Raw genomic sequence first — 13754 nt, forward strand, 5'->3', positions numbered from 1 at the left:
GGCGCGGTGGCTCCAGATTTAGAGCACTCGGATTCAAGGCGGGGCCACCGCGCCCACGACGCGCCCACGACGAAACCGGCAACGATCGGGAGGCAGTGGCCATTCGCGCCGGTAACGGCAGATGCGTGAGCCACCACGGGCCATTGCCATCAGGGGCGCTATACTGAAACCAGTGCCATCCGCATTGGCAATGCCGTTCGCGCCGGTAGCGCCAGCAGTTCATTAGAACTGCCACGCCCACCACGAATCCGCAAAACCGGCAAGCCCGACACGCCGGCCTCCTGCAAGGATCGCTTTCTTTTGGTTACTTTTCTTTACGAGTAAAGAAAAGTGACACCTACATGTGCCCAAGAGCCCGACACCACTCCGCCTTTAGGCCCTGCAGACCTGTCACACCCCACCCAAGCTCAAGAGCCCGACACCACTTCGCCTTTAGGCCCTGCAGACCTGTCTCAACCCACCCAAGCCCAAGAGCCCGACACCACTCCGCCTTTAGGCCCTGCAGACCTGTCTCAACCTACCCAAGCCCAAGACCCCGACACCACTTTGAAACAACCTCTTAGCCGTCCGCGTTCCAGCGGCCCGCCCTACATGGCCAGCGTTCCCGGCGGCGGCTGCTTCAGCCTGGCCAGGTAACCGTGGATCTGCGCGACCACCGCGGCGCCTTCGCCCACGGCGGCCGCTACGCGCTTGGTCGAGCCCGAGCGCACATCGCCTATCGCAAAGACGCCAGGCACGCTGGTCTCCAGCGCTAAGGCCGGGGTCGTGCCTTCATGCGGGGTGTCCGGGCCGGTCAGCACAAAGCCTTTGGCGTCCACGCGGACATTGCACGTGCTCAGCCATCCGGTGTTGGGATCGGCGCCGATAAACAGGAACAGATGCCGGATCGGGACCTCGGTTGTCTGTCCGGTATCGCGCTTGCGGTAGCTGATGGACGCCAGGCGATCGTTTCCGCCGAGGGCCGTGATTTCCGTTCCCGTATGCAGTTCGATATTGGGCTGGGCCGCGATGCGCTCGATCAGGTAGCGCGACATGCTGGCCTCCAGGCTCTGCGCACGAATCAGGATGTGCACGCGGTTCGCGTGCGCGGCCAGGAAGACCGCGGCCTGCCCGGCGGAATTCCCGCCGCCCACCAGCATGACCTCTTCACCGCTGCACAGGCGGGCCTCTACCGGAGACGCCCAATAGTAGACGCCGCGGCCCTCATAGCGTTCGAGCGCCGCGACGGCGGGGTGGCGGTAAGCCGCGCCGCTGGCAATGACCACGGTGCGCGCGGGGATCTTGCGGCCATCGCATAGTTCGATGCGCTGGGGATGCTCTGCGCAATGCAAGGCGGCCACCTGTAGCGGAATGGCGACGTGAGCGCCGAATTTCTGGGCCTGCACGAAGGCGCGCCCGGCCAACGCCTGGCCGGAGATACCGGTGGGGAAGCCAAGGTAGTTCTCGATGCGCGAACTCGCGCCGGCCTGGCCGCCAGGCGACAGGGTGTCGAACACCGCGACAGAGAGTCCTTCGGACGCCGCGTAGACCGCGGTTGCCAGCCCGGCGGGTCCGGCGCCCACCACGATCACGTCATAGACATGGTCGGGATCGAACTCGGGCAGCAAGCCCAGGCAGGTAGCCAGCTGGCCGGCATCGGGTGCGCGCAGCACGGCGCCGCCCGGGCAGATGACCAGGGGGAAATCGCCGGGGGCGGCCGCGCTGAACTCGAGCAGCGCGCCTGCCTCGGGATCGGTATCGGCGTCGACCACCGTGTGGGGATAGCCATTGCGCCGCAGGAATGCCTGCAGATGCAGCAGGCGCGGCTCGCTGCCGCGCCCCAGCAGGGTCGGGCCTTTGCCGCGCTCGATCAGGCCGACGCGGCGCAGGATCAGTGCGCGCATGATGCGCTCGCCCAGTTCCGCCTCGGCCACCAGCAATGCGCGCAGCCGGTCGGGAGGAATGGCAATGGCTTCGATGTCTTCGATCGCCATGCCGTCGACCAGCGAGGGCTTGCCCGACAACTGACCCACCTCCGCCAGGAAATGGCCGGCCCCGTGCTCGCCCACCAGCGTCGAGCGGTCCAGGGCATCGCGCTGCGTCACGCGCACGCGCCCGCTTAGCAAGACCACCATGCCGTGGGCGGCATCGCCCATGCGGAACAGGTATTCATTGGCCCGCCATTGCCGCACGGTGCCAAATTGCCGAAGCCGCGAGATTTCGTCGGCGGTAAGCAGCGGAAACATCTGGTGGCGGCGCGACTCCATCGGAGAGAACGCCGCCGTGGCCGCCTCCGGGTCGACGGTGAGGCCGGCAGGTGTCACCGCTGGCTGGCTGGCGGCATCCAGGTTTCCGATGGCGGGGTCTGCGCTCATGGCTGTGTTGCCTCCGGATTGGCGAAGCTGCCTGGGCTTGCGCGAAGCGCGTCAGGCCAGGGCCTGCCAGAGTTGGCGCGGGATGCCGCGCTGCCGCAATTCTCGTCGCGAACATGCCGGCTATCGCGCACATGGGTGTGGCGGATATCGGACGTATCTGAAAGCCTAGTACATGCGAATGGCGTAGGAGAGCGCTGGATGGCAACAAAGGACTGAAAGTGCTTTTCAATACGCTTGTGATGACTTTTAGAATAACCTAGTAAAAACCCTTGACTATCTACCTACAGATAGATAAGATTCGTTCCATGGATGCGGCAACAAGGTGACGCCAAGCAGACAAGGCCCAGCCAGATGCCCACTTCCACGCAGCAAACAAGCAACATAGACGGAAGTCATTTTTTTTGCCTCACTTGTCTACCTAGTGATAGATAAAAAGAAATGGCGCGATAGCTAAACCCGGTCCCCGCGGCCAATGCAGACCCCCGGACCCATGCTCGATTGGAGAACATCATGAACACCAAGCTTTTTGCCAAGTCCCTGCTTACCGCCGCCACCCTTGCCGCCGCCTTCGCAGCCGGCCATGCCCAGGCCGCCGCCGTCCCCGCCGACAAGTACGGTTACGAATTCCGCACCCGCGACGTGTACAGCGATGGCGCACGCACCGGCAAGTTCGATCCCTTCACCGAAGGCGCACGCGCCGCCAAGGCCGATCCTTTCACCGATGGCGCTCGCGCTGGCAAGTTCGACGTCTTCAGCGAAGGCGCGCGGATCGCAGGCCTTGACCGTGCCGGTGTGTCGTCCGACCCCGCACGCAGCGCCGACCCCTACACCGACGGCGCGCGCGTTGGCAAGACCGACCCCTATACCGATGGGTTCCGCACGGTTGCCGGCCTGGACCGCAGCGGCGTTTCCGCGGCACCGGCCCGCAGCTTCGACCCGTACACCGATGGTGCTCGCAGCGACAAGCGCGACCCGTACACCGACGGCGCCCGTAGCGGCCGTCCCGACCCGTACACCGACGGCGCAAACGCCTGAGGCAATGCGTGGTACGCCGCATGGTCTTCCGACTGCGGCGTACCGCATTGAACGAATTACCCCGTGGCGTCACCAAGGCGATGCCCGGATTTCAGGAGCGCATCATGAGCCGTTGGCAGAGTTTCCGTTTGTTGGCAGGCTGGGCGGTGGTTTGCGTTGCCAGCGGTTCGATGGCCACCGTGGTGGCGCAGACGCTTCCCATCTGATTGCTGCCAGTCGATTCCAGTTGGTTCCATTCTCTCCAGCAGGATCGCAGCGTTCCTCCGCTGCACCCGATCGGCGTACCCACCGCGGCACGCCGATTTATTTTGCGTCGCGAACCTATTCCGCTTCCAGGCGCCTCTTAGCCTGCGAGGGGCTTCCTCGGTGAGGAAAAGGGAGTCCATGTTCTACGTCAAGCCGGACAACTTCCCCGCCAGCGCGGCCCCTTGCCACCCGGGATCCGCGGCGAAGCGCTCCGCCAGGAAGTCCAGCATGGTGCGCAGGATCGCCGGCATCTGCCGGCGCGACGCGTACACGCCGTAGATGCCAAGCGCCTGAGGCTGCCAGGCCGGCAGCAGTGCCACCAGCTGGCCGCTGCGCAGCAGCGGCGCGGCCGAATACAGCGGCTGCATGGCGATGCCGGCGCCGGCCACGGCCGCCGCCAGCAGCACAGTCGATTCGTTGGCGCTGAGGTTGCCGTGTACCGGCACCGCCAGCGTTTCCCCGGCGCGCTCGAGTTGCCACAGGCTCTTGCCGAAGTAGGAATACGTCAGGCAATTATGCGTGGCGAGGTCTTGCGCGCGGCGCGGCATCCCGTGGGCGGCAAGGTAGGATGGCGCGGCGCAGATCACCGAGGCGCAACTGGCCAGCGGGCGCGCGATCAGGCTGGGGTCGAGTTCGTTGGTGATGCGGATGGCGAGGTCGATGCGCGCTTCCACCAGGTTGACCGCCTGGCTGCCGATATGCAGGTCGACCGCTGTCTCCGGATAGCGCCGCAGGTAGGCCGTCACCGCGGCGGCCAGTACATCCTCGGCCAGCGACTGGGCGCAGCTGATGCGCAGCATGCCGCGCGGCATGCCCGCGCGCTCGGTGGCGGGCCGGGTCATCTGGCCCGCGATTGCCAGCATCTCGCGGCAACGGGCCAGCGTTTCCTCGCCCGCCGGCGTCAGGCTCAGCCGCCGCGTGGTCCGGTGCAGCAGGCGCTGCTCGGCCCAGTTCTCCATCTGTGCGAGATGGCGCGTGACCATGGCGCGCGACATGTCCAGTGCTTCGGCGGCGGCCGACATGCTGCCGCGATCGGCGATGGCGACGAAAACTTCGGCGGCGGTGATGCGGTCCATGGTGGTGTGGTGGTGGCAGGCTTGCGCCGGCCCGTGCCGGTCTGTTCGCTCGCGCGATCTGATCGATCGATTTGATCGATTTGATCGATTTGATCGATTTGTGCAACAAATATTTTCATTCTAACGGGTTTTTGTACCGGCTTGCGCAACTTAAGCTGGCGTTTTCCCGACAACTTGAGATCTAGCATGCGCAACAGCCCCATCCTGACTGGTTTCCTGCGCGGCCTGGCCGCCGCCTTCATAAGTCTTGGCATCGTCGGCGGCGCGCCCGCCATGGCGGCGCCTGCGCTCAAGCTGGAGGTCTACAACCCGGGCGCGAACAGTGTCTTCCCGGTTTCCTCGGAACTGGTCACAGGCGCGCGCGATGCCGTGCTGATCGACGCCCAGTTCCAGCGCAACGACGCCGAGGCGCTGGTCGAGCGTATCCGTGCCAGCGGCAAGAACCTCACCACCATCTACATCAGTCACAGCGATCCGGATTTCTACTTCGGGCTGGACGTGCTGAAGGCCGCGTTCCCGGCGGCAAAGATCGTCGCCACGCCGCAGACGGTGGCCGCGATCCAGGCTTCCATGGCTGGCAAGAAGGCTTACTGGTCGCCGATCCTGAAGGGCAATGCGCCGCGGGATCTGGTGTTGCCTGAGCCGCTGGCCGGCAATACCATCCTGCTCGAAGGCAATAAGCTGGAGGTGCTTGGCCTGGATGGCCCGGCGCCGGAGCGCACCGTGGTATGGATTCCCGCGCTCAGGACCGTGGCGGGCGGGGTGGTGGTCTTCGGCAAGAGCCACGTCTGGATTGCCGACACCCAGACGCTGGCCTCGCGCCAGCACTGGATCGCCATGCTGGACCGTATCGAGGCGAAGAAGCCGGTGCGGGTGGTGCCGGGGCACTACCTGGATAACGCGCCGCAGACCCTGGCCTCCGTGCGCTTCACGCGCGATTACCTGCGCACCTTCGAGCGCGAGGCGGCGCGTGCGCCGGATGGCAAGGCGCTCGCCGCGGCCATGCAGCAGCGCTATGCGCATCTGGGCGGCGTGGATTCGCTCGAGCTGAGCGCCAAGGTCATCAAGGGCGAGATGACCTGGCCGGCAAAATAGCGGCCGTGCGCGGCACCGCCAGCGGAACACCATGAAAGATTCGAAGGTTACAAACGATAGGAACGCACCGATCATGTCCGGTCTGACCCTGCATTACATCTACGACCCGCTGTGCGGCTGGTGCTACGGCGCCGCGCCGCTGGTGCGCGCCGCGCGCGCCGTGCCGGGGCTGGCACTGGCGCTGCACGCCGGCGGCATGCTGACGGGCGCCAACCGGCGCCGCATGTCACCGCAATGGCGCGAATACGTGATGCCGCACGATCGCCGCATTGCCGCGCTGACGGGGCAGCCGTTCGGCGAACGCTATTTCGAAGGCTTGCTGCGCGACGAGGGGGCTGTACTTGACTCCGGGCCGCCCACCACGGCGATCCTGGCCGCGCAGTCGATGGCGGGGGGCGAATCCGGCGCCGATCTGCTGGCACGCTTGCAGCACGCGCACTACGTGGACGGGCGGCGTATTGCCGATGCCGAGGTGCTGGCCGAAGTGGCGGCGCAAGCCGGGCTCGACCGGCAGCGCTTCGCCGCGCTATGCCTGGATATTGACGGAGAGCGAACGCAGGCCCACATGGCCGCGAGCCGCGCGTTGCTGGGGCGTCTCGGTGGCCACGGCTTCCCCACCTTCGCGCTGGAGCGCTGCGACGGGCGTTTCGCCGTGCTGGACGTTGGCCCGTACCTGGGCGACGTTCAGGCGTGGCAGGACAGCCTTGCCCGCGCGATTGTGCAGGAAGGTGGGGGCGCCGATAGCAGGGAGGGTGGCATGGGCGGCGCGGTTTGCGACGCGCAGGGTTGTGCTTTGCCGGGGCATGGGTAAACTTCGGGCCCGCTTTGCCGTTATAGGAGGCGACGTCCCGGCACATATGCCGCGCCGGTCCCGTCGATCCGCCTGCGCGCGCAACCTGTATTCCTAGGGGAATCCGGGGAGGCGCAAGGCGGCATCGGCCTCTACGCATCCCCCCTACATGACGCACAATCAAGGCCCTCCCGCCGAGGCCGAACTCTTTCGCACGCTGGTCCTGGGCGTGGCCGACTACGCGATCTACGCGCTGGATCCGTCGGGCAGCGTGAGCAGCTGGAATGCCGGCGCGCAGCGGATCAAGGGCTACACGCAGGATGAAATCCTGGGCGCGCATTTCTCGTGCTTCTATACCGCTGAGGATCGTGCCGCCGGGCAGCCTGAACAGGCGCTGCTGCAGGCGCGGGAGCTGGGGCGGTTCGAAGCGGCGGGTTGCTGGCGCGTGCGCAAGGATGGCACGCGCTTCTGGGCCCACGTACTGATTACGCCCTTGTACGGCATGGGTGGCATGGATGGCGGGCTGATCGGCTACGCCAAGGTCACGCGCGACATGACGCAGCAACAGGCCGATGCCGAGCGTCTCGCCGAGGTGACGCGCAAGCTGGATCTCGCGCTGGAGAATATGTCGCAGGGACTGTGTCTGTTCGATCCGGACGGCACCATCATCCTGACCAACGGGCGCATGGACGAGATCTTCGGCGGGGCGGGCAAGACGCTTGCGCCCGGTGCGGATTTCTTCGGCCTGTGCCGCACCATGGCAGGCGTACTGGAGAACGAAGCCGCCGCGCCCGGCGCGCAGGCCGGCAGGGAGTACGGCGATGCCAACCCTGAACCTGGCCAGCCCGACGGCCGTGCCGGGCAATATGCGGTGGCGCTGTACGAGCGCCACCGCGAGATCCTGCGCCGCCACCGGAACTGGCGCAGCGTGGAGGTGCTGCCCGACGGCCGCGCCATCGCCTTGTCGCACAGTGCCATGGCCGACGGATCCTGGGTTACCACCTGCGAGGACGTCACCGAGCAGCGCCGCATCGAAGCCAAGATCCAGCATATGGCGTGTCACGACGGCCTGACCGGGCTACCCAATCGCAACTATTTCAACGACTACCTGGACGAGGAACTGCTGCGCGCACAAAAGCTGGGTTGCCAGGTTGCCACGCTGGGCATCGACCTGGACCGCTTCAAGGAAATCAACGACCTGCACGGCCATGCGGCCGGCGACACGGTATTGAAATCGGTGTCCGCGCGCATCGCGGGCCAACTGGAGCCCGGCGAGTTCATCGCCCGCATCGGCGGCGACGAATTTATCGCGGTCAAGCGCTTCGAACGCCAGGCCGAGCTGAGCGACTTCAGCGCCCGCCTGGTGACTTGCCTGAGCGAACCGGTGCGCCTCGACGGCTTCGACCTGACCACGGGCGCCAGCATCGGTATCGCGATCTTTCCCGGCGATGGCGAGGGCCGCGACCAGCTGGTCAGCAATACCGACCTGGCAATGTATCGCGCCAAAGGCAGCCTGTCGGAATCGATCTGCTTCTACGAGAGCCGGATGGACGAGGCGGAGCGCGCGCGCCGGGCGCTCGCCGGCGAGCTGTGGACCGCGATCGCCGCGAACCAGTTCGTGCTGGACTACCAGGTGCAGACCACCATCGCCACTGGCGAGGCGATCGGCTGCGAAGCACTGCTGCGCTGGCTGCATCCGGAGCGCGGGCTGATTGCCCCCGACAATTTCATTCCGCTTGCCGAAGAGTGCGGCGCCATCCTGCCGATCGGCGAGTGGGTTCTGCGCACCGCTTGCCAGGAAGCCGCGCAGTGGACTTATCCGCACAAGGTATCGGTCAACCTGTCGCCTGTGCAGATCACCCACGGCGACCTGGTGACGGTGGTGGCCCGCGTGCTCGAGGAAACCGGTCTGGCCGCCGGCCGGCTCGAACTCGAGATCACCGAGTCGACCATCATCGGCGACAAGGAGCGGGCGCTGGACATACTGCGCCGTATCAAGGCGCTGGGCGTGAGCATCGCCATCGACGACTTCGGCACGGGCTACTCCTCGCTCGATACCTTGCGCTCCTTTCCGTTCGACAAGATCAAGCTGGACCGCACCTTTATCGCTGAGATCGCCGGCAGCCAGCAGGCCAAGGCGATCATCCGCGCCATCCTGGCGCTTGGGCAAAGCCTCGCTATCCCGGTGCTGGCCGAGGGGGTGGAGACCGACGAACAGCTCAACCTGCTGCACGCCGAGGGCTGCGATGAAGCGCAGGGGTTCCTGCTTGGCCGCCCCCAGCCGCTCGCGTATTTTCGCCGCACCCACGCGGCGCCTGGCCCGCGCCCGGCCGCGGCGGCGTCACTGGCCTGAGCGGTGCCGCAGGCGCGGTGCCGGCTGCGTCGCTTCTCCGTCCAGACGGGCGGAACTCGCCCGCCGGCCGGCCACTCTCATTGCAGAGGCGGGCGCCGCGTCCGGCGCGCATCGTAACCGGGAGCGGCAGTGGCACCACGCAGCGCCATCGGGCAATCCGGCCCGGCCGGCACATCCGCACCGACGGCCCAGCCGGCACAGCGGCCCCATGTCCGCGAGGTGGCAGACCCTGCCGCGCCGCCGCCTCTTGCCCCCCACCGCCTGCCGGGCTGCGCGCATGCCGATCCGCTCACACCGGCCGACCGCTACCAGGAGCTCTTCGTCGCGGTGCAGACGGGCGGGATCTTCAGCGATAGCAAGACCTTCGTCGACGCCATGCCGCGCCAGCAGCCGGCTGCCATACTGGCGGCCTATCGCGCCCGTTCGGCGGAGCCCGGCTTTGACCTTGCCGCCTTCGTCCACGCGCACTTCGTGCTGCCGGCCGTGCCGGATAGCTGCTACAAGTCCGATCCGAAGCAGCCGCTGCGCGATCACATCGACGCTTTGTGGACGGTGCTGACCCGGCATCCCGCGGAGCACCCGCCGCAGGGTTCGCTGTTGCCACTGCCGCATGCGTACGTGGTGCCCGGCGGGCGCTTCGGCGAGCTTTACTACTGGGATTCGTATTTCACCATGCTCGGCCTCACGGCCAGCGGGCAGGCGGATCTGCTGCATTGCATGGCCGACAACTTCTCCTACCTGCTCGACACCTACGGCGTGATTCCCAACGGCACCCGCACTTACTACCTGAGTCGTTCACAGCCACCGGTGTTCGCGCTGATGGTGGAACTGTTCGAGGACCACGGCGTGCGGCCCGAGCTGGCCTACCTGCCGCATTTGCGCAAGGAGTACGCGTTCTGGATGCGCGGCGCCGGGCACCTGGCGCCAGGGCAGGCGTGCCGGCGGGTGGTCAGGCTCGCCGACGGCAGCCTGCTGAACCGGTATTGGGACGAGCGGGATACGCCGCGCGAGGAAGCCTTTGTCGAAGACACCCGCACCGCCGCGGCATCCTCGCGGTCCGCGCCCGAGGTGTACCGCGACCTGCGCGCGGCGGCCGAATCGGGCTGGGATTTCAGTTCGCGCTGGCTGGAGCCCGGCGGCGGTCTGGAGAGCATCCGTACCACCGCGATCCTGCCGGTCGATCTCAATTGCCTGCTGTTCAAGCTGGAGAGCAAGCTCGCGGAACTGGCCGGGGTTGCCGGCGACGCCGACGCGCCGGCTTTCCGCCAGCGCGCGCATGCCCGGCGGCAAGCCATCGAGCGGCTGATGTGGCAGGAGGACGAGGGCGCGTGGTTCGATTTCGACTGGCAGCAGCATCGGCTGCGTACCAACCTCACGGCCGCCGCGGCAATGCCGCTTTATGTCGAGGCCGCCAGCGCCACGCAGGCAGCGCGCCTGGCCGGCACCTTCGCGGCGCGGCTGTTGGAGCCCGGCGGCATCGCCACCACCGAACGCGTCAGCGGCGAGCAATGGGACCAGCCCAATGGCTGGGCGCCGCTGCAGTGGCTGGCGATCGGCGGGTTCGCGCGCTACGGGCACCAGGCCCTTGCGCACGAAATTGCCCATCGCTGGCTGGCGACGGTCGCCAGCCTTTACCGGCGGGAATACAAGCTGGTGGAGAAGTACGCCCTGCATCCGGCCGAAGAAGGCGCGGTGGGCGGCGGGGGCGGGGAGTATCCATTGCAGGATGGCTTCGGCTGGACCAACGGCGTGGTGCGCAGGCTGTTGCGGCTGCATCCCACGCATGCGGCCTGCCATTGCCGCGCCGGCGTAAGGGCGTAGCCGGCCGGCGCGCCTCAGCGCCGGGCCATGCCGGCTGTTTGCAGCCAGTGGGCAACGGTGGCTGCCAGCCATGCCGGGTCATCGTGCGGCAGATCGTGGCCGGCCCATGGGTGGCGGCGGTGTGGCACGCTCCAGGCCGCCGCGAGGCGGGCCGAGCAGGCCGGATCGACGAGACGGTCCGTTTTCGACGATATGACGAGTGTGGGGCAGGCGGGCGCCGCGGGTGCGGCGCGATAGCGTGCCGCGGCCCACAACTGGCGCAGTGCGTTGGTGCGGCTCACGGGCGCGCTGGCGCGAATCGAGGACCATGCCGCTACGTCGGCGGCGAGCGCGGCACTGGTGCTGCAGGTCAACCTGTGAACGGTGCGCTCGCAGAAATCGGCGTCATGCCAGCGCAGCGCCATGCCAAGCAGCGCCGGCCAGTTGCGCGGTGGCAGGCGCTGCGTCACGCCGCAGAATGGCCGCATGCTGGTGTTGATCAGCATCAGTGCCCCGATTTCCCGCGGATAGCGGTGTGCCCACTCGGCCGCCACCATGGCGCCCAGCGACATGGCGAGGAGGCGGTAGGGCGCGTCCAGGCCCCGGCCCCGGGCGCGCTCGCGTACGAAGTCCACCATGGCGGCCACGTTGGCCGGCGCTTGTGCGGCCGTCTCCACGCCATTGCCGGGCAGGTCCAGCATGGCGACGGGCCCGATGCCGGCAGTGGTCTCGAGCATGCCTGGCAGGGCTCCCCAGTGGCGTGTCTCGCGCGTCAGGCCGCGCAGCAGGATCCAGGCGCTCATCCGGGGTGTCCGCATGGCCACTGGGCGTTGGCCAGTTCGAGCAGCGCCTGCCGGCGCTCTCCGCGCGGCAGCCAGCGCTCGGGAGCATAGGCCACGCGGGCCAGGAAATCGAGCAGGTTGGCATGGCGCCGCAGCACGCGGGCCGTGCGATGCGCCTTGACCGGATTGAAGAAGCCGTGGCGCGAAAACAGCTGGCGAGGATTCTTCTTGATCCACAGCCAGGAACCCAGTTCGAGTGTCATCGGCAGGAAGATATTGGCGTCGGGCGTATGGTCGTAGGCCCAGTCCCACAAGTCGCCATGCAGCAGGTACTGGCGGCTCTGCGGTTCGAAGGCGTAGCCGTGGTGGGGATGCGCGTGCTCGAACATGGTCTTGAGCGCGAACATTTCCGGCTGGTGCGGCATCGGCGCGACGGTGCGCGCATAGGGAAACCAGATGCTGTCGCCCCAGCCGTAGCCCGAATGACAGTCCAGGGCAAAGCTTAAGGGGCGCGACTGCAGTTGCTGCCGGACCACGCGCAGCATGGCCTGGCTCTCCACTTCCATGGGTGCGCCGAGCCGGCCGCGGTACCACGGCAGCCAGGGGCCCAGGCGCTGGCCGCCGGCCAGCAACGGCACCCGGCCCACGGCATCCTGCGGTGCATTGCGCATCAGGTCGACGCCGTTGGGGTTGGCGCGCGTGGAGGCCCACATGCCGCCAGGGTTGACGATGGGCATGAACAGCAGCCGCACCGATTGCAGTTGCCGCTCCAGCAATTCGTCCCACTCCAGGCGCCACAGCAACATGCGCATATAGTCCAGCAGCAGTTGCGTGCCGATGCGCTCCAGGCCATGGATGCCGGCAAAGAAGCCGATCGCGGGCGCGTGCGGATCGGTCGCGCCGATGCTGGCGGTGTAGAGGGGAAAGCGCTGGCCGGCCGCTTCCACCTCGCCGACCCGGCAGGCTTCCAGGCGCCCGGCGCCGGCTTCCAGGATGGCCTCCAGCTGTGCCATTTCCGGCAGGCTGCTGCCGGTGGGGAACTGCGACATGAGGCGGCGGCGTCAGCCGGTCCTGCGTGCCGCGCGATGGCGGCGGGGGGCGGATGTGACGCGGGGCAGGTGGTCGGACATGGGCGGGACAGTTCCTTGGAAGCGGTGCCGGGCTGGCAAGCCAGGAGCCGGAAAGCCGGGCCATTCGTTGGTGTCATGACGCCGGGCGCCGCAGCGCTGCGCCAGGCGCCGCGTGCCGCGGGAACCGCTGCGTGCCAGCCTTGCCGGTCTTCCCAATATAGGTGCTGACGCAGGCCACGGTGCAAAAGCGTGCCCGCCATCATCACCCAGGATTGTGAAGGCCGCGTGACGGATGGCGCGCTTGCGCTGCGAGTCAGGCCGCGTTCAGCGCCGGGGCCGGGGCGGCCGGCGGCGCGAACAACGTCAGCACCGGCCAGCCGCGCGAGGCCGCCAGGGCGCGCAGCGCGGCGTCCGGATTGGCGGCAACCGGATGACTGACGGCTTCGAGCAGGGGGATATCGTTGCGCGAGTCACTGTAGAAGGCGGTATGTCCGAACTGGTCCCAGGCCAGTCCGAGCGAGTGCAGCCACTGCGCTACGCGTTCGATCTTGCCGGCGCCGAAACTCGGCACGCCCTCGACCGCGCCGGTGAAGTTGCCCTGGGCATCCTGGGCTGCCTCCACCGCCACCAGGTGGTCCACCTCCAGCGCCGCGGCGATCGGCTCGGTGACAAAGCGGCAAGTGGCCGTGACGATGCAGCACAGGTCGCCGGCATCCCGGTGCCTGGCCAGCAGGGCGCGCGCCTCGGGGAGGATGGCGGGCGCGATCACGTTCCGCATGAAATCGCTGCGCAAGGCTTCCAGCCGCGCGCGCGGATGGCGCGCCAGCAGGCCGAGGGCAAACGCGGCATGGCGGTGGAAATCGAGGCGCCCGGCGCCGTACTCGGCCAGCCATAGCGCGTTATTGGCCTCGACCTCCCGCGCGTCGGCCGCGCCCGCCTCCACCAGGTAGCGTGCCCATTCGTATTCGCTATCCAGCGGCAGCAAGGTGTGGTCAAGGTCAAACAAGGCAAGGCAGGACATGCGCCGTCTCCGGTCGGAAAACCGGCAAGCATGCGGGCCGGGGGTGACCCCCAGATGATGTGCGGCCCAAGAATCCCGATACCGGTATTGACGGTTTTCGCTGGCGGTGCGCGGGCGTTGACGCCGCTTATT

11 protein-coding genes are annotated in these 13754 nt (G+C 67.4%); 6 read left to right on the plus strand and 5 right to left on the minus strand.

Annotated elements, in window-relative coordinates:
• Positions 1-587: 587 nt before the first annotated feature.
• Positions 588-2354 carry an FAD-dependent oxidoreductase gene (locus AC3FOF_RS36115; RefSeq protein ID WP_017227004.1) on the minus strand — a complete coding sequence of 589 codons (1767 nt, stop codon included), beginning with the start codon at positions 2352-2354 and terminating at the stop codon, positions 588-590.
• Positions 2355-2864: 510 nt separating this feature from the next.
• Here AC3FOF_RS36115 and AC3FOF_RS36120 point away from each other — a divergent pair.
• Together AC3FOF_RS36120 and AC3FOF_RS36125 are read left to right on the plus strand one after the other, a co-directional pair.
• Positions 2865-3389, plus strand: a complete 525-nt coding sequence (locus AC3FOF_RS36120; protein WP_017227003.1) for a hypothetical protein — start codon at positions 2865-2867, stop codon at positions 3387-3389.
• 47 nt (positions 3390-3436) lie between these two features.
• Entirely contained in the window at positions 3437-3595 is a 159-nt protein-coding gene (locus AC3FOF_RS36125) for a hypothetical protein (protein WP_488729347.1), read from the plus strand.
• 183 nt (positions 3596-3778) lie between these two features.
• Here the strand turns inward: AC3FOF_RS36125 and AC3FOF_RS36130 are convergent, their stop codons facing one another.
• Complete coding sequence (locus tag AC3FOF_RS36130; protein ID WP_488729348.1) at positions 3779-4711, minus strand: LysR family transcriptional regulator; 933 nt, start codon at positions 4709-4711, stop codon at positions 3779-3781.
• A gap of 186 nt (positions 4712-4897) precedes the next feature.
• Here AC3FOF_RS36130 and AC3FOF_RS36135 point away from each other — a divergent pair, with 186 nt between their 5' ends.
• The 4 genes from AC3FOF_RS36135 (at position 4898) to treF (ending at position 10770) form a co-directional block, all read left to right on the plus strand.
• A complete protein-coding gene (locus AC3FOF_RS36135) occupies positions 4898-5806 on the plus strand; it encodes an MBL fold metallo-hydrolase (protein ID WP_488729349.1) in 909 nt (302 codons plus the stop codon).
• A gap of 73 nt (positions 5807-5879) precedes the next feature.
• Positions 5880-6617, plus strand: coding sequence for a DsbA family protein (locus AC3FOF_RS36140; protein WP_488729350.1), 738 nt, complete (start codon positions 5880-5882; stop codon positions 6615-6617).
• Positions 6618-6765: 148 nt separating this feature from the next.
• Positions 6766-8949 (plus strand): putative bifunctional diguanylate cyclase/phosphodiesterase, encoded by a 2184-nt coding sequence (locus AC3FOF_RS36145; RefSeq protein WP_488729351.1) that lies wholly within the window; start codon positions 6766-6768, stop codon positions 8947-8949.
• Positions 8950-9078: 129 nt separating this feature from the next.
• Positions 9079-10770, plus strand: a complete 1692-nt coding sequence (gene treF / locus AC3FOF_RS36150; protein ID WP_488729352.1) for an alpha,alpha-trehalase TreF — start codon at positions 9079-9081, stop codon at positions 10768-10770.
• A gap of 14 nt (positions 10771-10784) precedes the next feature.
• Here treF and AC3FOF_RS36155 read toward each other — a convergent pair whose 3' ends face one another.
• From AC3FOF_RS36155 to AC3FOF_RS36165, 3 genes are all read right to left on the minus strand, one after another.
• Complete coding sequence (locus AC3FOF_RS36155) at positions 10785-11552, minus strand: alpha/beta fold hydrolase (RefSeq protein WP_488729353.1); 768 nt, start codon at positions 11550-11552, stop codon at positions 10785-10787.
• Positions 11549-12580 (minus strand): M14 family zinc carboxypeptidase, encoded by a 1032-nt coding sequence (locus tag AC3FOF_RS36160; protein ID WP_017224416.1) that lies wholly within the window; start codon positions 12578-12580, stop codon positions 11549-11551. The genes AC3FOF_RS36155 and AC3FOF_RS36160 overlap by 4 nt, the downstream gene beginning before the upstream one ends.
• A 334-nt stretch (positions 12581-12914) precedes the next feature.
• Complete coding sequence (locus AC3FOF_RS36165) at positions 12915-13622, minus strand: HAD family hydrolase (protein WP_276267915.1); 708 nt, start codon at positions 13620-13622, stop codon at positions 12915-12917.
• Positions 13623-13754: the final 132 nt, after the last annotated feature.

The sequence above is a fragment of the Cupriavidus sp. 96C5-1 genome, from assembly GCF_057798855.1.